The 22,819-nt window shown below is 41.0% G+C and carries 19 protein-coding genes; 5 read left to right on the top strand and 14 right to left on the bottom strand.

Going from position 1 to position 22,819, the window contains the following annotated elements; all coding sequences use genetic code 11:
* Positions 1-13: 13 nt before the first annotated feature.
* The gene (locus ID12_RS09850; RefSeq protein ID WP_017360300.1) at positions 14-1,297 is read right to left on the bottom strand and encodes a M48 family metallopeptidase; all 1,284 of its coding nucleotides are present in this window, start codon (positions 1,295-1,297) and stop codon (positions 14-16) included.
* A gap of 177 nt (positions 1,298-1,474) precedes the next feature.
* On the opposite strand from ID12_RS09850, the gene ID12_RS09845 reads away from it, so the two are divergent.
* Entirely contained in the window at positions 1,475-1,891 is a 417-nt protein-coding gene (locus tag ID12_RS09845; protein ID WP_007497192.1) for a YhfM domain-containing protein, read from the top strand.
* A 202-nt stretch (positions 1,892-2,093) separates the two neighbouring features.
* Here the strand turns inward: ID12_RS09845 and ID12_RS09840 are convergent, their stop codons facing one another.
* The 3 genes from ID12_RS09840 to ID12_RS09830 all read right to left on the bottom strand — a co-directional run bounded on the left by ID12_RS09840 (position 2,094) and on the right by ID12_RS09830 (position 5,555).
* Positions 2,094-3,647 carry a fatty acid--CoA ligase family protein gene (locus ID12_RS09840; RefSeq protein ID WP_008348843.1) on the bottom strand — a complete coding sequence of 518 codons (1,554 nt, stop codon included), beginning with the start codon at positions 3,645-3,647 and terminating at the stop codon, positions 2,094-2,096.
* Between the two features lie 172 nt (positions 3,648-3,819).
* Positions 3,820-4,809 carry a lipoate--protein ligase gene (locus ID12_RS09835; protein WP_008348846.1) on the bottom strand — a complete coding sequence of 330 codons (990 nt, stop codon included), beginning with the start codon at positions 4,807-4,809 and terminating at the stop codon, positions 3,820-3,822.
* Positions 4,810-4,811: 2 nt separating this feature from the next.
* Positions 4,812-5,555, bottom strand: coding sequence for an MBL fold metallo-hydrolase (locus tag ID12_RS09830; RefSeq protein WP_045034874.1), 744 nt, complete (start codon positions 5,553-5,555; stop codon positions 4,812-4,814).
* A 155-nt stretch (positions 5,556-5,710) separates the two neighbouring features.
* Here ID12_RS09830 and yhfH point away from each other — a divergent pair, with 155 nt between their 5' ends.
* Complete coding sequence (yhfH, locus tag ID12_RS18925; protein ID WP_008359029.1) at positions 5,711-5,848, top strand: protein YhfH; 138 nt, start codon at positions 5,711-5,713, stop codon at positions 5,846-5,848.
* Positions 5,849-6,187: 339 nt separating this feature from the next.
* A complete protein-coding gene (locus tag ID12_RS09825; RefSeq protein ID WP_008348850.1) occupies positions 6,188-7,477 on the top strand; it encodes a glutamate/proton symporter GltT in 1,290 nt (429 codons plus the stop codon).
* Between the two features lie 32 nt (positions 7,478-7,509).
* Here ID12_RS09825 and ID12_RS09820 read toward each other — a convergent pair whose 3' ends face one another.
* From ID12_RS09820 to ID12_RS09790, 7 genes are all read right to left on the bottom strand, one after another.
* A complete protein-coding gene (locus ID12_RS09820) occupies positions 7,510-8,559 on the bottom strand; it encodes a M42 family metallopeptidase (RefSeq protein ID WP_050827110.1) in 1,050 nt (349 codons plus the stop codon).
* A 360-nt stretch (positions 8,560-8,919) separates the two neighbouring features.
* A complete protein-coding gene (locus tag ID12_RS09815; protein WP_050827109.1) occupies positions 8,920-11,229 on the bottom strand; it encodes a YhgE/Pip domain-containing protein in 2,310 nt (769 codons plus the stop codon).
* Positions 11,230-11,293: 64 nt separating this feature from the next.
* Positions 11,294-11,872, bottom strand: coding sequence for a TetR/AcrR family transcriptional regulator (locus ID12_RS09810; RefSeq protein ID WP_007497184.1), 579 nt, complete (start codon positions 11,870-11,872; stop codon positions 11,294-11,296).
* 175 nt (positions 11,873-12,047) lie between these two features.
* Positions 12,048-13,460 (bottom strand): protoporphyrinogen oxidase, encoded by a 1,413-nt coding sequence (gene hemY / locus ID12_RS09805; protein ID WP_008348859.1) that lies wholly within the window; start codon positions 13,458-13,460, stop codon positions 12,048-12,050.
* A 22-nt stretch (positions 13,461-13,482) separates the two neighbouring features.
* Positions 13,483-14,421: a ferrochelatase gene (gene hemH, locus ID12_RS09800; RefSeq protein ID WP_017366949.1), complete on the bottom strand. Its 939-nt coding sequence runs from the start codon at positions 14,419-14,421 to the stop codon at positions 13,483-13,485.
* Positions 14,422-14,453: 32 nt separating this feature from the next.
* Positions 14,454-15,512, bottom strand: a complete 1,059-nt coding sequence (hemE, locus tag ID12_RS09795; protein ID WP_050827108.1) for a uroporphyrinogen decarboxylase — start codon at positions 15,510-15,512, stop codon at positions 14,454-14,456.
* A gap of 124 nt (positions 15,513-15,636) precedes the next feature.
* Complete coding sequence (locus tag ID12_RS09790) at positions 15,637-17,772, bottom strand: transglycosylase domain-containing protein (protein WP_017360307.1); 2,136 nt, start codon at positions 17,770-17,772, stop codon at positions 15,637-15,639.
* A 127-nt stretch (positions 17,773-17,899) separates the two neighbouring features.
* Between ID12_RS09790 and ID12_RS09785 the strand changes: the two genes are divergently transcribed.
* Together ID12_RS09785 and ID12_RS09775 are read left to right on the top strand one after the other, a co-directional pair.
* Positions 17,900-18,385, top strand: coding sequence for an antibiotic biosynthesis monooxygenase family protein (locus ID12_RS09785; RefSeq protein WP_007497177.1), 486 nt, complete (start codon positions 17,900-17,902; stop codon positions 18,383-18,385).
* Positions 18,386-18,880: 495 nt separating this feature from the next.
* Positions 18,881-20,068 carry a M20 family metallopeptidase gene (locus ID12_RS09775; RefSeq protein WP_050827107.1) on the top strand — a complete coding sequence of 396 codons (1,188 nt, stop codon included), beginning with the start codon at positions 18,881-18,883 and terminating at the stop codon, positions 20,066-20,068.
* A gap of 29 nt (positions 20,069-20,097) precedes the next feature.
* On the opposite strand, the gene ID12_RS09770 is transcribed toward ID12_RS09775, so the two are convergent.
* Genes ID12_RS09770 through ID12_RS09760 form a run of 3 tightly spaced genes read right to left on the bottom strand, consistent with a single transcriptional unit; the run spans position 20,098 to position 22,805 of the window.
* The gene (locus ID12_RS09770; RefSeq protein ID WP_017360311.1) at positions 20,098-20,805 is read right to left on the bottom strand and encodes an EcsC family protein; all 708 of its coding nucleotides are present in this window, start codon (positions 20,803-20,805) and stop codon (positions 20,098-20,100) included.
* 46 nt (positions 20,806-20,851) lie between these two features.
* Entirely contained in the window at positions 20,852-22,072 is a 1,221-nt protein-coding gene (locus ID12_RS09765; RefSeq protein WP_017360312.1) for an ABC transporter permease, read from the bottom strand.
* The gene (locus ID12_RS09760; protein ID WP_008348877.1) at positions 22,065-22,805 is read right to left on the bottom strand and encodes an ABC transporter ATP-binding protein; all 741 of its coding nucleotides are present in this window, start codon (positions 22,803-22,805) and stop codon (positions 22,065-22,067) included. The genes ID12_RS09765 and ID12_RS09760 overlap by 8 nt, the downstream gene beginning before the upstream one ends.
* Between the last annotated feature and the right edge of the window lie 14 nt (positions 22,806-22,819).

Genomic DNA, 22,819 nt, shown 5'->3' with positions numbered 1-22,819 from the left:
CCGGATTTTTTATTTATTGCTTTTTCGATGTTTCCTCTTTTTTCGCCGCTTTTTCCATATCGATGATTCTCTCCATCATCGTCGGGTGTCCATAGCGGAATATTTTCACTAAAAGTGGCGGATTGACTTGGGAAAGCCCTGATTTTGCAAGCTTTTGAAATGATGTTACCCCCGCCTCTCCATCTTTCGTCAAGTTCACGGCGTATTCATCAGCTGCACGTTCTTGATGCCTTGACACAGCATTTGTAAAAGGAGAAGCAGCAAATGACAGCATAGATACAATGATCAAAAGAAGCGGAAGAGCAGCAACGTCATGTGGTGCCTTCAGACGAAATGGAGAAGCGCCTTTTTGGTAAAGGGAAAAATAAAGACGGTCAATGGCAAAAAATCCAACCAGAGACAACACTAAATATCCTGCTAAACCGATATACACATGCTTCATCACGTAATGTCCCATCTCATGCGCCATAATAAATAAGATTTCACGGTCTTTCAGCTTTTGAAGTGTCGTATCCCACAAAACAATACGCTTATTTTCACCAATTCCTGTGACGTAAGCATTCATCGTGTTTGTTTTCTCTGACATGTTGACTTCATATACATGATCTGCTGGAATGTGTGCTTTCTCTGCAAGGGTTAATATCTTTTTCTCAAGCGCTTGGTCCTTCAATGGGTAAAAATCATTGTAGAGTGGATCAATAACGACCGGCTGTATAAAGAAGAGAAACAGTGTAACTGGAACGGTTAAACACCAAGCATACAGCCACCAATATTTCCTTTTCTTTTGAATGAGCCAAAAGAACACAATCGCGCATAGAACAAGCAGTGGATATTGAATCCAAAAATCAAGCGTTTGGTCTTTTAGCCAACTTGCTGTGCTTTGTGCTGAAACACCGTAGTACAAGGACAACTGGTAGCTCACCCACTTGACCGGCAATGTGATCAGCATCGTCAAAAGTGACAGCACAAACACATACACAAGTTTGCTCACAAGGTGAAAACGAGCTGCTGCCAAGCTCCAATCTGCTAATTTCCTTGAAAACCCTGAAATGAGCAAAAGGAAAAAGACATACCAATCTAAAGGAATTGTCATAAAGTACAACAGGTTACGAATGTTCGAGTAATTTCCACTGATCAAAAGCTCATGGCTTGTCATAAATGTATGCGGGTCTGCACTTGTCCCTTTCACACTGTCAGGGACAGATGAATCCCCCATTAGAAATAAGTAAGAATAAATAAAAAGACCATACAATATGTATGCTACCGTTGCAAGAGCTATCCATTTGCGTACTCGCACTGGTCAGCCTCCTTTCCATTTCTCTCTCTATTGTAATCACGCACGTTTTTGTTTAGAACCTGTCTCATGTGGCTCCATCATAGCATGCCCTATCTGAAAAAGCTTGAGTGAAAAAAATGATTATGCTGTTCAAAAATCGGAGAAACTAACTATAAAAAAGTGAGTTGGAGGTTCATCATGAAGAAAATCCTTGCAGGAATTGTGATCTTTGGGCTTTTACTGATTACCTTCTTTTATGTGTTCAGCCGGACAAGTGACATCTTCGATGAAAATCGAGCAGAGAAATTATTGCTTTCACCGACGAACCAGTCCATTTCTTATGAAATAGATGATAAAGATACAACTGAGGATCTAATTGAACAATTAAACAAAGGGAAACAAACAAGCAGCCATCTCAAAAAGAATGTAAAGAAGCCAGATTATATCGCCAAGGTCATGTTCGGACGGACAAATGGCACTTCTTTTCAGCTATGGACCAACCGCTCTCAAGTTGTTTTTTTAGTAGACGGCACCTATTATGAATTAAATCAAAAACAGTCAAATTCCTTTCGAAAACAGGTACAAGAAGCGATTCAAAAAGGAGCCTCTTCATAAGAGACTCCCTAGATTGTTGACAAAGGGATAAAATGAACTTGATTTTATCCCCTTGTCTTCTTTTCAGCGTGATAGAAAACCTTTGCAGTCTAGGAGGCGCGGAGCGAATGTGACATTCGTGAGCACCAGCACGCAGGACTGACAAAGAATGCGAGGGTTTGTCTACACGCTGAGGAGCCGCCTCATAAGAAGAGACTCTTTTTTATTTACTTGTTTCTGCTTGGTACTTATCCTTTAGCGCTCTTCTTAAAATTTTACCAGTCGTGTTTTTTGGAATATCATCAATGAAATGGATCGTTTGGGGCTGCTTATATTTCGCCAAATAGCGTGAACAATGTGTGATGATGTCTTCTTGATTGATGTGAGCATGTTTCTTAGGGGAAATGTAACAGACAACAGCCTCTCCTGTGTTTGGATCGGGCACACCGATGACAACGGCTTCTGCTACAGCTTCATGTTGATAAAGCACTTCTTCTACTTCTCTTGGATAGACATTATACCCGCCTACGAGAATCATATCCTTTTTTCGATCGACGATATAAATATATCCGTCTTCATCTCTTCTCGCCAAATCTCCTGTGTACAGCCAGCCATCTTTCAGTGCTGCTTCTGTGTCTTCTGGCATTTGATAATAGCCTTTCATAATGTTTGGCCCTTTTGCGATCAGTTCTCCGACTTCGTTTGGTCCAACTTCCTCTCCAAGTTCATTCACGATCTTATTTTTCACATTCATAATATCAGTGCCGACCGAGCCTGGTTTTCTTTTTCCATCAAGGGGATTGAATGCCGTCACTGGGGAAGCCTCTGACAATCCATAGCCCTCTAACACCGTGACACCGAACTTTTCTTCAAAACCGTGAAGTAAAGCAACAGGCATGGACGCACCGCCTGATATACAAATCCTCACCGACTTCATCGCTTCCTCATGACCGTCCTGACGATATAAATAGTTATACATGGTTGGAACACCAACAAATAGCGTTGGTTTTTCTTTCTCCATCATTCGTAAAAGCTCTGATGGGCTGAAATGCGGCAGGACATAGATGGTCGCTCCATGAATCAAAGGGGCATTCATACAGACGGTCAAACAAAACACATGGAACATCGGCAAAGCAGCAATCACCTTGTCCTTCTCATCAATTGACAGGTACTCCGCAATGTCTCTTGCATTTGAATATAGGTTAACATGAGTGAGCATTGCCCCTTTTGGTTTTCCTGTTGTGCCAGATGTAAATAAAATAACGGCCGTATCGTCAGGTTGTATGACAGGATGCTCAGTTTCCGGCGCATCTCCAGACACAAGCTTTCCGAAGAAAACAAGACGATCAGATACTTCTTTTAAACTTGACCTGCACGCAGATTCATTTTGTGCACAAATAATGACTCGTTCAATAGATGGAAGCTGTTCATACACCTGCTCGTATATCGGCAGAAGCTGATCCGGTGCAACAATCCCTTTTACATCACCAGTGACAAGCATATAGCCGATTTCACTTGGCGTATATGTTGGATTGACAGGTACAACAACAAGTCCTGCCTTTAATGCACCAAAAAATGAAATCACAAAATGCGGTGAATTTCCTAAAATCAGCGCGATATGATCTCCCGCTTGAAACCCTTCGCTCACTAAACCATCTGCAAAACGTTCGATACTTGTCATCAGTTCTTGATAGGTCCACTTGTTCCCTTCAAAGATCAGTGCGACGTTCTCTCCCTTGGTCATCGCAGTCTGCTCAAGATTTTTGATCAAATCCATTCTCCCACCCCTTATACTTCATCAATGAATGAATAGCCATTCATTTCATGACCAAACATTCCTCCTTTCTATTATAATAGACAATCGAAAAAATTCACAAGATCAAATGTAAACCGCTTTCATCTCTTTCATTAGAAAAAGCACCGCTATCTCTAGCCGTGCTTGTCCTTGCTTAATAAATCAAATCCAGAAAATCTTCTTTTGATACGTTACCAAAATAATGGCGCATATCCATGTCTTCTAATACATCACTAATGGTTTTGCGATCATATTGCTGCCCAATGAGTCGTTTCTCAATATCAGCAATATCCCCTACACCGAAGAAGTCACCAAAAATTTTGCAGTCTTGAATGATGCCTTTTTTCACTTCTAATCGAAGATCAATCGATCCAGCTGGAAAACGCTTAGAGTGCTGCAAGTTAAACTTAGGTGAACGGCCGTAGTTCCATTCCCATTTTTGGTATCGATCACGAGAAATCTCATGAATCTTCTCCCAATCCTTTTCTGTCAGCTGATACTCAGGCACGTCTCCGTTCGTGTCAAAAATATAGCTTAAAAGAATTTTTCTAAATTCTTCTGTTGTCATCTTTTGATCCATCAGTTCACTAATATTCGCAACCCTGCTTCTAATGGATTTGATACCTTTTGATTCGATCTTTTCTTTCTTCACATTTAATGCCGAGACAACATGTTCGATTTCTGAATCAAATAATAGGGTGCCATGACTGAAGATACGTCCTCGTGTAGCAAATTGAGCATTCCCCGAAATTTTACGCCCATCTGCCATGATGTCATTTCTGCCGCTTAATTCCGCTTTGACGCCAAGCTTTTCAAGCGCTTTGATGACTGGCTCGGTGAATTTTTTAAAGTTATGAAAGCTGTCCCCATCGTCTTTTGTAATAAAACTGAAGTTCAAGTTTCCTTTGTCATGGTAAACTGCACCACCGCCAGATAACCTGCGAACGACTTTGATGCCATTGTCTTCGACATATTTTGTATTGATTTCTTCTATTGTATTTTGGTTCTTTCCAATAATAATGGATGGCTGGTTGATGTAAAACAGCAAATACGTTTCTTCTGGATCTAAATATTTTAAGCAATACTCTTCAATTGCTAAATTAATCATTGGGTCATAATGTTGCTCGTTATCGATAAACAGCATCTCTATCTTCCTTCCTTGTTCCATCTAAGCCCTGATTGGGCAAGCTGTATATTGCCAGTATATAACGCCTGTGCTTCATTGACTAGGTCTTTATGCCGACCGAAATGAGGCAGATGGGTGATGATAAGCTCTCCAACATTTGCTTCACTTGCCAGCTTCCCTACTTCAGTGCTGTTCATATGTCCTGCACCCGATCCGTCTTGTCCGGCGTAAAAGTTGCTTTCGGCAATAAGTAAGTCTGCATCCTTGCTAAAAGGGATAAATGCATCTTGATAGCTGGAGTCAGCTGTATACACCACCACAGCCTCATTTGCCTGAATTCTCATCGCATAGCATTCTGCCGGATGAACCGTTTTCAAAAAATCAATTTGAAATGGTCCAATTTGAATGCCCTCTTCCGGGTGATAAGGTTTTGTCTTTGTATGTACATCATCAGAGAGCCGCTGAAATGCTGCTTGATCCCCGGTATGTCCGTAGATCGTCAGCGGACCACTGCTTTTTCCTAAATGATAACCCACTAGCTTCGCATATTGGAGAGGTCCGATATCTGCAACATGATCGTGATGATAATGAGAAAGGAGTACAGCATCTAGTTCTTCTATATCAATGTATTGCTGAAGCTTTGACAGAACTCCGCTCCCGCAGTCGACAAGCAGACGAAAACCATCTGATTCAAAAAGATAACCTGATGTGGCTTCACCAGCTGCTGGAAATCCTCCGTAGCAGCCAATCACGGTTAATTTCATCGTCATATTTCCTCCTTTTCAAAAAATCCCCTTCTTACAATATACCCATTTTTCATAAAAAAAGCATTCTTCTTGCCTATTGTTACAAAACAGATTGACAATTACCAATCTGTTATAATACAATGATAGCAATAAAACGTATTGGAGGATGACAAATGCTAGGAAAAATCACTGAGTTTTTTAGAAATTTGCCTTCAAAAAAATGCACAAAATGTGGAAATGATTTAATGGAACAGCACGAGTGTTACGGTAATGAATGTGAGGAATGCTCACAAGTAAGTTATCTTAAATAAGGAAATAAATAGAACAAAAAAGCACTTTTTTCCTCCTTCGTCAGTTGGAGTCAAAAGTGCTTTTTATTTTTTCTGAAAAATAGGTAAAAAGGTAAAACCCTTGGTACAGAAGGGTTTTTTAGTATTTTCATATGATGACTTTTAGTTCGGAAGGCACTTTTTATTGACTTAAAACAACGAAGGGGGTTCGAAGTGTCCATTTTTTCAAATAATTTTGTATTTTCTTAATATAATTTAATCGTGGACGAACCTCTTTAATTTTAGTTATACTTTAATTCATATATTAAAACTTAATATAATGGGAATATTCCTTTAATGAATATGTTAGGGAGGAAATCTATGAAAAAATTAAAATTTGGATTAGCTACTCAAATCCTAATCGGTCTTATTCTCGGTGTCGTGGTTGGTGCGATCTTTTTCGGTAACCCTGGTGTTGAGACATATTTAAAACCAATTGGAGACTTCTTCTTACGACTCATTAAGATGATTGTCATTCCGATTGTCGTATCTAGCTTAATTTTAGGTGTTGCAGGTGCGGGTGATGGTAAAAAAGTAGGGAAGCTTGGTTTTAGAACCATTCTTTATTTTGAAATTATCACAACGTTTGCGATCATCCTTGGTCTTGTGCTTGCGAACTTTGTTCAACCAGGTGCAGGCGTTGACTTTGGACATACAGAAAAACAGGATATTAGCCAGTATGTTGAAACGGAAAAAGAACAAAGCAGTAAATCGGTTGCTGATACGTTCCTTCATATCGTTCCGACGAACTTCTTCCAATCATTGGCGGAAGGTGATTTGCTTGCGATTATTTTCTTCACTGTATTATTCGCACTTGGCGTTTCAGCGATTGGTGAACGCGGCAAACCAGTGCTCGCCTTCTTTGAAGGTGTGTCACATGCGATGTTCCATGTCGTCAATGTTGTGATGAAAGCTGCACCATTTGGTGTGTTCGCGCTCATTGGTGTGACAGTATCAAAATTTGGTCTTGAATCTCTTGTTTCATTAGGTAAGCTCGTAGGTCTTGTTTATTTTGCGCTCGCTCTCTTCCTTATCGTTGTATTCGGAATTATTGGAAAGATGATTGGCGTCAATATTTTCAGATTTCTTGCTTACATGAAAGACGAAATGCTTCTCGCCTTTAGTACATCCAGCTCTGAAACAGTTTTACCGAGAGTCATGGATAAAATGGAGCGCATCGGGTGTCCAAAAGGAATTGTTTCTTTTGTTATCCCAATTGGTTATACATTTAATCTAGACGGCTCCGTCTTGTATCAAGCCATTGCGGCGCTTTTCCTAGCGCAGGTATATGGCATTGACCTCACAATCGTACAGCAGCTCACACTAATCCTTGTACTGATGGTGACATCAAAAGGAATGGCTGCCGTTCCTGGTACATCCTTTGTTGTATTACTTGCAACACTTGGAACGATCGGTGTTCCTGCTGAAGGTCTAGCCTTTATTGCAGGTGTTGATCGTATCATGGATATGGCAAGAACCGTTGTCAACTTAACTGGTAATGCACTTGCAGCTGTCGTGATGTCTAAATGGGAAGGGCAATATGACCCTGAAAAAGGACACCGCGTGATGACTGGACAAGATGTACCTGAGCCAACACAGCTTTCAAGCTAATCAAAAAGAACCCCGCGATCGGGGTTCTTTTTTTATACTGTGATTAATTTGCTTTGAACATAGTGGTACAGTAGATTGGCTGTATGAATCAATGAATCTTCATGGGTTCTTTCAAAGGCATGCGAAGAGTCAATGCCAGGTCCAATCAGTCCATGAATGATATCATGCCCTGCTCGAATCGCTGCCGACGCATCTGAGCCATAATAAGGGTATATATCAAGGCGGTAATCGATCTTATTTGCCTCAGCTAATGCTGCTAAATGTTTGCGCAGACCATAGTGATAAGGACCGCTAGAATCCTTCACACATATCGACACACTGTATTCATCGGTTGATTGACCATCACCGATGGCTCCCATATCAACAGCCAAATATTCCACCGTTTCTTCCGGGATATTCGAGTTCCCACCGTATCCGATTTCTTCATTATTTGAAATTAAGAAATGTGTCGTATGCGGCAATGTGATGTTCTCTGTTTGAATGCGGTGAATCAATCTCAGCAACAACGCCACACTTGCCTTATCATCAAGGTGTCTTGATTTAATAAAACCTGAAGATGTCACTTCCACTCTAGGATCAAATGAGATAAAGTCTCCTACTTGAATGCCGAGTGCTTGCACATCGTCTGCATTTTTCACTTTCTCATCTAAGCGAATCTCCATATTTTCTTGATTTCGCTTCGCTTTTCCAGCGTCCTCATATACGTGAACGGACGTTTGATGCATCAGAATGGTACCTGTGTATGTACGGCCTGTTACTGTTTCAATTTCACAATACTCGCCTTCTATCGAGTTATATTGAAAGCCTCCAATGAGTGCAAGACGCAGCCGGCCATTTGATTTAATTTCTTTGACCATCGCACCGAGCGTATCGACATGTGCTGTCAACATGCGGTGTTCCTTGTCATCTGTTCCTTTTAGGGTGGCAATTAATCCGCCTTTTCTATTTCGCTTCGTTTCAATATTTAAATCTTGTAAAAAACGTTCGACAAAGCCAATCACTTTCTCAGTATTTCCTGATGGACTTGGGATTGACACAAGCTTTTGAATAAGCTGAACCGTTTCATTTACTTCCGTTGTCATTCGGCATATCCTCCTTCATCTAAAAGAAATTCTTTCCAAGCATGCCTTTTTTCAGCATCCTTCTTAAAATATATCGCTTCGGGTTCCTGATGTCTAATTTCTAATAGAAAAAAACCTTTCTTATGAAAGAGAAAGGTTTCAACGTGTAGACAAACCCTCGCATTCGGTGTCAGTCCTGCGTGCTGGTGTTCACGAATATCAAATTCGCTCCGCGCCAGTACTCGTCCTTCCTAGTATTCAAAGTTTTTCTATCACGCTGAGCTGAAAAGAAGACAAAGGGATAAAATAAAGTTCATTTTATCCCTTTGTCAACAATCTGAAATGAAAAACCTTTCTCATGGAAGAGAAAGGTTTTTTTGATTAAGCTTCTTCTTGTTTCATTTTTCTTATGTTCCAAGCAAAGTATGCTGTTGTTGCAGCCATCATGATGATGGCTACTGTTCCAAGAATCGCTGCTTGGTGCCATAAATAACTGTTATCACCGCTTGCAATGATCGTTCTAAATCCGTTGATGGTATACGTCATTGGAAGCAGACTATGAATGACTTGGAAGAATTTTGGTACAAGCTCAAGCGGGAATGTACCCGCACTTGCTGCAAGCTGAAGAACCAAGATAATGACGGCAATAAAGCGTCCTGGGTTCCCCATCGTCGTCGCAAGAAGCTGAATGATCGCTAGGAATGTCAGACTGACGATGATTGCAAAGAGATAGAAGCGCCAGAGGCTTTCCACTTCAAGTCCAAGCCCAAAGATCAGCATGGTGCTTGCAATCACTGCCTGCAAGATACCGACTAAGAGAAGCACACTATATTTGCTGACAAACCATTCAAACGCATTTCTAGGGCGTCCTGCAGGATCTTTCATTGGGAATACAACAGTCAGCATAAGAGCTCCAACAAAGAGTCCCATTGATAAAATATATGGTGTGAGCCCTGTTCCATAGTTATCAATTTTTTTCGCTGTATCATTCTCTGTTTTGACTGGGCTTGCAATCATATTGTAGTTGTCCTGCCCCGCATCAATGTCTCCTGTTTCATCTGCAGCGCTTTTTAGCTTATCAGAAAGCTTTCCAGTTCCACTTTTTAAGTCACCTAATCCTTTATCAAGGGATTTTGACCCTTCAGCCAGTTTAGATGAGTTGCTTTGGATACTCTCTGATCCACTTTCTAGTTTATTCAATGCTGCACTAAGCTGGCTTGAACCATTTGCCAGTTTATCCGCACCACTTTTCGCTGTGTCAAGCTTTCCATTTGCTGTTTGCAGGCCATCTTGTAATTTCCCTTGACCCGTTTGAAGCTTCAGTGCACCTTGATACAATTTATTCGTACCAGATGTCATTTGATCAATCGCATTTTGTATGGCGACTGTTGATGTATACAGCTGTTCTGTTTTCTCTGGCAGCTGCTTGACTTGCTGTAGCTGTGCTTTTGCAGATGCAACCGCAGACTGAACTTCACTTGCGTCAGGCAGTTCTTGCAGCGCCGCTAAGCTTTGCTCAAGACCAGACAAATCAGGCAGTTCGATTGTAGGAAGACTGTCTAGCTGATCCATTGCCGCCTTTTTCTCTTCATCTGTCATCGAGCTGTTTTGAATAATACTTTTTACTTTTGCATCTCGATTAGATAATGCTTCTTTTAAAGAAGCAAGTTTGGTACTAAACGTTTTTGCATCTTTTTTCACCTGATCAATCTTAGGCGCCATCTTTTCAAGATTCGCTAATTCAGGTGAAGACAATACTTTCTCCACAGCAGCGATTTTTTCTGAAAATGACTGTGCTTTATTGTTCAGCTGCTCAATGCCTGCTGTGAATTGCGGCATTTTAGAAGAAAGCTGCTCATGACCTTCACGGCTTGTGTTTAACCCTTCGGTCAATGTATCAATTCCTGTGCCAAGTTCACCAAATTTCTGATCAATCGTTTGATAGCCTGTTAAGAGCTGACCAAGACCGCTATCAAGAGATTGAATTCCAGTGTTCAGTTCACCCATTTTTCCTGCAAACTGATGAACACCTTCGCTATACGTTAACGTTCCTTCTGCCAATTTCGCCAAATTGTCTTTTAACTTTTGGCTACCGTCTTTTGCGCTTTTTGTTCCGTCATCAATTTTCTTCGCTCCATCGCTTGCTTGATCTAATCCTTTTGCAATCGTTTTGAAGTTATCAAAGATGACCTCTGCATAATTTTCTGTGACTTCCTTTGAAACCGAATCTTTTAATTTGATAATGGCGTTATTCGCAATTTGAGACGCAGCATAGTTTGCGCCTGGATTCGTATAATATTTCAGATTCGATTTTTTCGGATGTTTGTCTAGTACTGTACTCGCATTTTTCGAGAAATCTTTCGGAATCTCGACGACGAGATAATAGTCTTCGTTATTTAACCCATTGATGGCCTTTTCTTCACTATCAACAAAATGCCATTTAAAACTATCGTTTTTCTTCAATTCCTTCACTAAATCATCGCCCACTTGAAGGGTTTTGCCGTCATAATGACTGCCTTCATCCAAGTTGACAACCGCTACAGGTAATTGATCAACTGTACCATATGGATCCCAGTAAGCTTTTAAAAATACACCACTATAAATCAGTGGAATAAATAAGACAGCTAAAATCGGGATCAGTAGTTTTTTGCTCGTCACAATGTCTTTCCATTGATTCCGAATTACATTCATTGCTGTTTTCCTCCCATTGGTGAATGACTAAATTAAGAATTCGGTCATTTGAACTTAAAAAAAATTATGTTGTTGCAGACAGTCCTTTTAGTACATAAAGCTCGAGCGATTCAGCGACCTCTTCTTTTGTTAAAGGCTCATATCGCTTTTCCCAGTCAAAAATAAGTGCAATATATAGTTTCACCATCACAAATGCCGTCAATTCAGGATCACAGGGCTTAATGTCGCCTTTTTCAATCGCTTCTTTTACTTTTGTTTTAATATAGCGAATGATCATCTGTTCCATTTTTTCAATCATTTCTTTCACTGCTGATGTGCCAAGCTCCGCATTTTCCTGAAAGATTTTAATTGTAAGCTGGTGGTTTTTTCGAAATTCTAATATTGCAAAGAGTGCTAAATGAAGGTTTTCTGAGAAACTATTCTTCTCATCTATTGCTTCATCTGCAATTTTCCTCATCTCCATTAACAGTGATGTGAAAATTTCATCGAACAGCTCTTCTTTGTTTTTGAAAAAAGTATAAATCGTTCCTTTTCCAACGTTGGCAAGCTTTGCTACAAGGTCCATTGTCGTGGCTTTATACCCGAACTGGGTAAATGCCTTTGTTGCTCCATCTAAAATCATTTGTCTCCTATCAACACTCATGATCTCACTCCCAAAATGACTATTTGAACGTTTCGGTCATTAAGTACAGAAAGTAATATACCACATCTTTTTCCTCAGATGCAACAACTTTGTTCAATTTTATTATTCACCACTCTTTTCTAAACATACGAACATGAAAAACTCCCTTTCCATGACAGAAAAGGGAGTTTGTTTTTTATGAAAATAGATAAGATACAGCTTCTGAGATGGCAGCTTTTCCTTGATCAATACAATCAGGAATTCCAACACCTTCAAATGCAGCACCCGTGATATAAATACCAGGATATGATTGCTTAAACGTTTCTCTCATCGTCGAAATCTGTTTTTGATGACCCACATGATATTGCGGCATGCTTGTTTTCCAGCGAGTCACTGTCGTCAGCTCTGGATCTGCTTTAATATCCATGATTTTCTTCAAATCCTCCAGCACGATGCTCACGATTTGATGATCAGACTGTTCGACAATTGATTCATCGCCAGCTTTCCCAACATATGCACGAAGCAATGTTTTTCCTTTAGGTGCAGTGTGAGGCCATTTCTTATTTGTCCACGTACATGCTGTAATGGAGAAATCACTATTTCTTGAGATGACAAAACCAGTGCCATCATATTCATTGTGAACATCCTCTTCTTTAAATCCGAGTGCAACTGTTGCAACAGAAGTCGATGTCATGTCATGCAAGTACTCAAGCCCTGCTTCTTTTGGAAACATGGAATAGATCGATTGGTGAGGAGTTGTCACAATGGCAGAATCTGCAAAAAGCGTTTGACCGCTGTCTAATTGAACGCCATAACCTCCCTCGGCTTTTTCGATCTGGGTCACTTTTGTCCCTTTGTAAATCTTCGTCAGCTTGAGTTTACTTTCGACCGCTTCAACAAGTGCTTGCAGCCCTTGATTGATTGTCTGGAACTGTCCTTGCTTTTTCGCTGTCACTTGTTGCGCTTTTGCATGCTGCTGTGATTTTTTCATCCCAAGAATCAAACTACGATGCTTCTGTTCTGTTTGATAGAACTGCGGGAAGGTAGACATTAAGCTCAGGCGATCAATGTCACCAGCATAAATGCCTGATAGTAGCGGTTCAATTAAATTCTCCACCACTTCATCACCCACACGTCTTCTAAAAAATTCCCCCAGAGACTGATCTTCTGTCTGTTTGCTTTTTGGCAAAACGAAATCCATCGCTGCACGTGCTTTTCCGGCAACTGAAAAAAGCCCAGTTGTAATGAAAGGACTGATTTGAGTTGGAATGCCCATGACAGCGCCCTTTGGCATCGGATGAAGGGTTTCATTGACTAATACATACGCTTGCCCTGTTTCATTATTGACGAGCTGATCAGATAGCCCAACATCTTTTGCCAGCTGGGGTCCACTGACCTTTCTTTCTAAAAATGAATCGGGTCCACGTTCAATGATATAACCGTCTTTATATAATGTTTGAATTTTTCCACCTAGCCTAGGACTCGCTTCAATAAGAGATATTTGGATAGGAAGGCCTTTTTCTTCAATTTCCTTTTCCAAATAGAAGGCGGCGGCCAAACCCGTGATGCCACCGCCAATGATGACAAGGTGTTTTTGATTGTCATGCATAGGATCGCCTTCTTTTATATGATTACTTGCTTTCATTAAGCTTCTTTAATACGACTGCTGCCAGTGCATCAATAAATGCTGGTTTCGCATTTGGCATTTCTGGACGATAGTAGGCTGCGCCAATTTCATCCGTGACGACTTTACATTCATAATCATTGTCGTATAACACTTCAAGGTGATCAGCGACAAATCCAACAGGCACGTATACAAATGTTTTATAGCCTTTTTGTTCAAATAGGTCACGTGTGAGATCCTGTACGTCTGGTCCAAGCCATGGATCAGGCGTATTGCCTTCACTTTGCCAGCCAATTTCATAATGCTCAATTCCTGCACCTTCAGCAATCATTTTTGCAGATTGTGCAAGCTGATCAGGGTATGGGTCCCCTGCTGCAATAATTTTTTCAGGAAGACTGTGTGCAGACACAATCAGCACTGCTGAATCTCTTTCTTCCTGACTCATGGATGCATACGTCTCTTTCACTTGTTTCACCCAATAGTCCACAAACTTCGGTTCATCGTACCAGCTTTCAACAGAAGTAATGTTCAGATGGCCAAGCTTTTCTGCTTCATCTTGTGCACGTTTGTTATACGATTTCACACTAAATGTGGAGAAGTGCGGTGCAAGGACAATACTCACCGCTTCTGTGATGCCATCTCGGTGCATGTCAGCGACTGCATCTTCAATGAAAGGCTCAATATGTTTTAACCCAATGTATACATGAAATTCAATCTCGTCTTGGATCTCATTCAAATGTTCACACAAACCATTTGCCTGCTGTTCTGTAATTTTTGATAAAGGAGAAATGCCGCCAATTGCCTTGTAGCGGTCCTTTAAATCTTGCAGCATCTCCGGCTCTGGCTTTCTGCCTCTGCGGATATGTGTATAGTAACGTTCAATGTCTTCTTCTTTATATGGGGTGCCATATGCCATGACAAGTAGCCCCATTTTCTTTTTCTCCACAACCAACACTCCTTCAGATCATTTGAAATCATTTAGATGGATGTCTTTTTATGTTTAGCTGAATAATCGTGAATAAAATCAGTCAGCTTCTTTAACGTGTCTGGTGAGACATCAGGAAATACCCCGTGACCTAAGTTAAAGATGAATTGATCTGATTTCATTCCTTGATCTAAAATCGCTTTTGCTCTTTCTTCAATCACTTCCCAAGGAGAAAGTAAAATCGTTGGATCAAGGTTTCCTTGTAACGTTTTTGTTAAGCCTTCTTTTCGCGCTTCGTCTATACTCATACGCCAATCCAGTCCAACGACATCAAGCGGCAAGTCATGCCAATCTTTCGCCAGATGGCTCGCACCGACACCATACATAATCATTGGTACGTTTTCAGGCTTCAGCTCTGTGAAAATACGCTGCATGACAGGCTTAATGAAGGTCCGGTAATCTGCTGCATTTAAAGCGCCAACCCAAGAGTCGAAGATTTGAAATGCTCGGACGCCTGCTTTTACCTGAGCGCGTATGTATGTGATCGTCATATCGGCTAATTTATTCATCAAAAGCATCCATGTCTCTGGCTCACTGTACATGAGCGCCTTTGTTTTATGATAATTTTTAGATGGACCGCCTTCGATCATATAGCTTGCCATCGTAAAAGGTGCACCTGCGAAACCAATCAGCGGAACATTCAACTGCTCCTCTGTTAACAGCTTGATCGTATCAAGCACATACGGCAGGTCTTCTTCAGGATGAAGCTCTCCAAGACGCTGGATATCTGCCTTTGTCCGAATAGGCGAGTCAATCACTGGTCCAATTCCATTTTTAATTTCAACATCCACACCAATAGCTGGAAGCGGAGTCATAATATCTTTATATAAAATAGCGGCATCTACACCATATTGTTCTACAGGAAGTCTTGTTACGTAAGCACATAGCTCTGGCTGATGCGTAATTTCAAATAGCCCGTATTTTTCTTTAAGGGCACGATATTCAGGCTGCGAGCGTCCTGCCTGTCTCATATACCAAACTGGTACATGGTCTGTTTTTTCCCCTTTGCACGCCTTTAAGAACGTGTCATTAAAAGCCTTCGTTTTTCCCATTACCTTTCATTCCACCTTTCGCCTCACACTCTCTTTGTATAAGGCTCAAACACTGCTTTTACTATACCGCTTTTTCAGGGCTCGGTATACTAAAGCGGCTCAATGTTCAAAAAATCGCCGAATATTAACGTCCAAAAGCCTCTGGCTTGATATAAGCACTACCTTCGCCTTCTTCTTGTGTTTGAGTATTGTATGGAACAACCTTATACTGCGCATCTGAAAACACATTTGCATACGGCATTGTGTAGCTGTTTGTTCCTGTTACAGAATCGATCAGGGTCTCGCTTCCATTTCTCTTTTCATAAATACGATATTCAACGCGTTTGTCTTCCTGTTCATCCCATGACAGCTCCAATGTAAAGAGCCCTTTGATTTTAAATGCATAACGTGCTTCAAAGCCTGACAGTCCTTCTAAATGGATTGGCGATTGAAGTTCTTTAATTCCCTCTGGTTTTTGGAATGTTTCATTGGTTATTTGGGCTGTCGTTAAAATATCTTTCATTAACTGCACTGGATACTGACTGCCGCCAGTTAAATAATGACTGTTATCCGTTTTGTCATACCCCATCCAGATTGCCCCTGTTGTACTAGGCGTGTAGCCAGCAAACCAAGCATCTTTCGTTGCCCCTTTGACACCGGAATACGTAGTTGTGCCTGTTTTACCAGCCAAATCTCCAGCGTATGATCCGCTCTGAGCGGTTCCGCCTTTGACGACCTGTTGAAGCATTCTTGTCATATTCCAAGCATTTTGTACGCTAAACACTCGTTCTTCTTTGTTTCGATTTTTTTCAACGGTTTCACCATCATCATTCGTGATTTTCTGAATGAAGAACGGCTTTTTATAGACGCCTTCATTTGCAAATGTATGAAATGCTCCAGCTATCTGCAACGGAGAAACCCCTTTTTCTAAACCGCCAAGCGCTATGGCAAGTCCTTTATCCGAAATATCCATTCCCATTTTCTCAAGATAGGATTTAGACGTATCGATGCCAAGCTGGCTTAACGTCCATACGGCAGATGTATTTTTACTTTTCATGAGAGCCTCTACCATCGTGACCCTGCCTTCGTACTGTCCATCGTAGTTCTTTGGAGAATAGCCGTCATAGCTTTTTTCCTTGTCCTCAAGCAGTGAATACGGTCTGAATTTTTTCTCCTGCATCGCTGGACCATATACTGCGATCGGCTTAAAGACAGAACCAGGCTGTCTAACAGCTGTGACTCTGTTATAGCCTCTTGCCTGATATTCTCGTCCGCCTATTGCTGCTTTTACACCACCAGATGCGTTGTCAATAAACACAGCGCTGCCTTCAGGTGACCCGCTTTTTCCCGGGAAATAACGATTGTTTTTCATCGCATCATAGGCAACTTTTTGCAAATTCATATCGATTGGTACGGTAATAGTATAGCCGCCTTGAAGCAATTGTTCATGCGAAATCGAATACTGTGATTCTGCTTCTTTAATCATGAGATCTACATAACTGTCCACCCAAGGGGTTTCTGATTTCTTTTTTAAATGAATACCAAGTGTTCTTCCTTTTGCTTCAACTGTTTCTGTAGAAGACAAATATCCTTGTTCATTCATTAAATTCAGGATGGTATCCCGTCTTTGTTTATTTTTATCTGGGTGTAGAACAGGGGAATACGTTGAAGGTGCCTTTGGCATGGCAGCAAGTGTAGCTCCTTCACTGACAGTGAGATCTTTTACATCTTTACTAAAATAGTAATTGGCCGCTGCTTGGATCCCATAGACGCCATGACCAAAGTAAAGCTGATTCAAATACATTTCAAGCAGCTTGTCCTTTGAATAATCTCTTTCTAAATTGATCGCAATAATGACTTCTTTTGTTTTTCGAAGAAACGTTTTATCATTTGTGAGAAAGATATTTTTGGCGAGCTGCTGGGTGATGGTACTGCCGCCTTCTACCTTTCCACCTGCTAATATATCTCGATAAACCGCCCTTGAAATCGATTGTGCATCAATTCCGTGGTGCTCATAAAAGCGCTTGTCCTCTACAGCAACAAAAGCTTTCGCCACTTTATCTGGGACCTCTTTTAATGACACAGGGTCCCGATTTTCTGAATACATGCTTGTGAGTTCTTTTCCATTCTGATCAATGATTTTCGAGGAAGCGTGAAAAACGAGCTTCTTTTCGTCTATGACATAATGTCCTAAAAATAAAATGGTCAGATAGCCAATAAATGAAAGCACGATTGTACTTCCTGCAATGACTAATGGAATGATTATCTTCTTTTTCTTCAAATTAGGTCACCTCATTCCTTTATACGGATAGTATGGGATGTATTGCTTCATAATATGTTTTATGGATTGACTACCAAAGAATTATATATCATTCTTTTGTTATACTATCAAGCAGGAGGCGGTTTAGATGAATTTCTATATTACATATGGAACAGCAGACTTTTTGCAAAAAATCGCAAAAAAACATCATCTTGAAAATCTGCTTTATACGGTCGGTAAGGAACAAGCGGCTCTTTTTCATGAAACGGAGGGTGAGACAGTCTTTAAAGCACCCCATGCCTATGATGTGATTTATACAAAAGGTGAGCTCGTCCAATCTGGCTTTGTCACGCTGAATCATATCCCTGTAAAGCTCGAAAGCAGAGCACTTTTTGAATCCACCTTTCAGAAAAAAACAAATATGTCAGAACACCAGCGCGGCTTTCAGGCGCTTCGTGTGTTAAGACCAAAAAAGGATGAAGAAGTGTACTTAATTTTGACCCTTTGGGAATCTGAAGACTTATTTCAAGACTTTCAAGAGTCAGAAGCCTTCTTTCAGCCGCACGAGGATACTGGCTCCATCTTCTCTCGTCCTGCCTATCTGACATCCTATCATGCCGTCATAGACCATTAAAGAAGTGCTGCTCTTCGCACTTCTTTTTTTCATAAAAAAAAGCCCTTCTGCTGGGCTTTCAACGCTTATCTCTAAGCTCGTACCGATGAATGATTGGCTGAAGTACATAAAAATTCAGCAAGATCCATCCTAATAAGATGGGCCATTTGAGCATAGGTGAAGCACCTTTCATCTGAATAAGTAGTACCAACAGTGGAATCAAACAAATCATCAAAAAGCTCATCTTCGAAACGAACGTTTCTTTGATTTGATGCCGGCAGCTTGGACAAAGCATCATTCTCGTATGCGATAAATGAAATTTTTCGACGAAAGAAAATGCTTTTGAACAATTTGGACAGCTTCCCAATGCCACTCCCCCTTTTTCAAGCTTCATACTTAACCTTCGACTTTTATGTAAAATGACCTTTTCTATCATTCTCGACATCCTCTTCTGTTGAAAGATTCTAACAATTACCATACAATCAGTAAAAGAGCCTAAAGGAGGTTTTCGGATCAATGACAGTATCCACTTTACACAAAAGGATCAATGAACGTCTTGATGAACATTATGAGGAAATGGTTGAAATTAGACGCTATCTCCATATGAATCCAGAACTTTCTTTTCAGGAAGAGGAAACAGCTGCTTACATCGCTCAATATTATGACAGATTACATATCCCAACACGCACACATGTAGGCGGACATGGTGTACTCGCTTTTATTGAAGGAACTTCCCCTGGACCGACCATTGCACTGAGAGCTGATTTTGATGCACTTCCCATTCATGATGAAAAGGATGTACCTTACCGTTCAACAAAACCTGGCGTCATGCACGCATGCGGTCACGATGGCCACACAGCAACACTTCTCGTCTTAGCGAAGATCTTACATGAGCACCGAGATCAATTAAAAGGAAAAATCGTCCTCATTCATCAACACGCTGAAGAATATGCCCCCGGCGGTGCGAAACCAATGATTGAAGATGGCTGTTTAGACGGTGTTGACGTCATTTTCGGCACCCACCTTTGGTCCTCAGAGCCATGCGGCACTGTTCTTTATAAAAGCGGGAACTTTATGGCAGCCGCCGATCGTTTCTCTATTCAAGTGCAAGGGAAAGGCGGACATGGCGCACAGCCGCACCTGACGAAAGATGCCGTACTCATCGGTTCACAAATTGTAGCCAATCTTCAGCAGGTCGTGGCCCGTAAAGTCAACCCGATTGATTCTGCGGTTGTATCTGTAGGGGGATTTGTCGCTGAAAATGCCTTTAACGTCATTGCAGATTCGGCCGTGCTGACAGGTACTGCACGTTCCTTTGAAGAGAGTGCACGCCATATCATTGAACGTGAAATTGAACAGGTGGTGAAAGGTGTCTGCCACATGCACGATGCTTCTTATACTTATGAATATGTAAGAGGCTATCCTGCAGTCAAAAATCACCCTGCACCAACTGAATATATAGCAGAAATAGCCAAACAGACAGAAGGAGTCACAGAAGTAAAAGAAGCCGAAACCCAAATGGGCGGAGAAGACTTTGCTTACTACCTTCAGCATGTTCCTGGTACTTTCTTCTACACAGGCGCTATGCCAGAAAACAGCCAAGATGTGTATCCACACCACCATCCAAAATTTGATATTAACGAAAACGCAATGCCTGTCGCAGCAAAGGTAATCGCTCATGCCGTCCTTTCCTACGATGAATGAAAAAAAGCCGCTGCTGGGCAGCGGCTTTTCTATTTCGATTCTTTCAACACTCTCAAGTGAAACACATGGCGTGCGACTTCACCAAGCTGTCCTGTCAGCTGATGATTTGCCACCCCACCAACAGCGGCACCGACCACAGGCATTAATTGAAACAGCTTCACAAGGTCAATATAATCTCGATATTCCTGCTGAAAGCTATACCAATCCATTTCTTCCCGGGTTGTTTCCCATTCTTCAATGAGTTTCATCATTTTTTGACGGTGTGTACTGCTTGAAAAGGCGAGTTGAAAAATACAAAGCAAAAAGAGTCTTTCCTCTTTTTGAGACAAATCAAATCCATATATACAGGCAAGCTCATAAAGACATTTCATCTTGATACTTAAAAGGAGAGGGAAATCCGCCATTCCGAGAAACAATCCACCCGCACCTGTGCCAATTCCTTCAATCGCAGCGGCCTTTTGATAATATGTCACCTTTTCCTTTGCCAGCTCATTTCGCTCTACAATAGACAATTGTTCATCAATGACTGTAAATGAAGTAAAATGGCTTCCTGATACGGTGGATTCAACCATTGTTTTCACCGCACTTGTGATGACTTGATGAAATCGAGCAGGGATTCGGCGATTCACTTGCTGCTGAACACCTTTTGAAAACCGCTCGATCTTGGATGGTTTTCTTAAAAAACGCATTTGAAAAAAAATGGCCTCTTCATACAGTTCCCGTTCAGCTGCATTCATCCCAGTTCCCTCCTTGGTGACATCATACACACGCTGTAAAAAATGCTTATCTCATCTTTTTTAATCTACTTTGTACGTAAGGCTTAAATAGGACAAGCACAAATACCAATGAAATGAGAAGAGCAAGTCCGCTTCCCTTCCATCCACCTGCTGGGAAAACGGCGGAGCTCAGTAAAATTGACTGGATAATGAGTACATTTCGTACGAGAACAAAAAAGCTTCGATCTTTTTCTTGCTGAGACACAGGATAAAGTGCCTGTAACGACAGATGAGCAAAGTGCTTTGTTAACGGGACAAGCTGTACACCTGTGATAAAGACTGTAAACAAGACAAGTAATGCCCCCACCCAGCCTGCTGCACCTGTATACAAGAGGATGAGCACAAACACGACCGTTAACCTAAACACAAGACCAAAATAGTCATTTGAACGTAAAAACGCCCTCACATACATATAAGAAAAAGCTTTACGCTGTTCATAAGGAACAAACTGCAAGACCCAGTCCATATACGCCCTTCTTTTCACTTGTTTCTTTAAATGAGGGACATCCGTAAATAAGTTTGCCAAGCGGTAAAAACGCTGTTTTCGTTTTAACTCATCAGAAATATGCAATTCCCATTGAAAGGGCTGTTTTTTTACTGCATTTGTTAGATAAATGAGATAGACAGCATATAAAAGATAAAAGACGATGGCAATGGCATAAGCTGCTTGTAAAACGGTATACATTAACATTGTATTGAGCAGAAAACGAATCACTGCATCAATCCATCTGACATGTTTCCCTTGAAAATAAGTGATTCTCCATTGAATTGCTGTATTCAGACCTTTTATTAAGATCATTTGCGCCAAAATGAGCACATATAGCATCAGATCGCCTGAGGAGACAGCCGAATATAGCGGAAGTGCAATAATGGACACGGCAATCAAAGGAAATAACTGAGAAATGAAGCTAAAGTTAAACGCTTGTTTTAAATAAGGGTCCATCTTAGCTTCCAAAGGAAGCATAAACACAAGATCTGCCTCTTTGATCAACGTTCGCACGTAAGAACTAGTCAGTACCAATGAGAAAACAACTGCCATGACCCAATAGGATGGGAAGTGAGCTGGAATATGCTTCAGCCAATTACTGTACCAGCTCGCCCCGCCTGCAAGGAAAAAAATGAGCACAATCACAAGATGATCGTTGAACATATATTTTAAATATTTTCTTGTTTCTTGTACGTGTTCTTCTAATCGTGATTTCCAAATGGTTTGCGTTGTTTTACTCATAGCTTTCTTCCTTTGTTAATTCCAAATAAAGATCATCGAGTGTCGCATCTCTCATGTTGAACTGCTCTCTTAGTTCTGTCAGTGTTCCTTTCGCTCTAATTTCCCCTTCATGCAAAATAATAAAGGAATCACAATAACGTTCCGCTGTGGCTAAAATATGCGTTGACATCAGAACACTTGCGCCATTTTGTTTCGCCGCATTCATCCGTTCTAATAGTGCGTTGATCGCAAGCGGATCAAGCCCTAAAAACGGCTCATCGATAATATACAACTCTGGCTCCACAAGAAACGCACACATAATCATCACCTTCTGCTTCATCCCTTTAGAAAAATGAGCAGGGAACCATTTCAATCGCTTCTCCATTCGGAATTCCTTCAGCAAAGACGGCAGACGTTCTTCTAATTGTTCTTTTGAAAGGCCGTAAGCCATCGCTGTCAGCTCTAAATGCTCTTTTAACGTTAATTCTTCATATAAGACAGGTGTCTCTGGAATAAACGTAAATTGTGAACGATACGCCTCTTGATCTTCTTGAAGGGTTCGTCCGTTCAGCTCAATGACCCCTTTATGAGGTTTCATTAATCCAATAATATGACGAATGGTTGTACTTTTTCCCGCCCCGTTTAAGCCAATGAGACCAACGATTTGGTTTCTTTCTAATTCAAATGAAATATTTTTCAGAACGGGATTCTTTGTATATCCACCCGTTACATCTTTTACAGTTAGAAGGGACATCAGTTCGTTCCTTT

Origin of the sequence: Bacillus altitudinis, from assembly GCF_001191605.1 — a bacterium.
GTDB classification, from domain to species: domain Bacteria; phylum Bacillota; class Bacilli; order Bacillales; family Bacillaceae; genus Bacillus; species Bacillus altitudinis.
The sequence above is the reverse complement of the archived record's forward strand: the minus strand, read 5'-3'. Positions and strand labels throughout refer to the sequence as shown.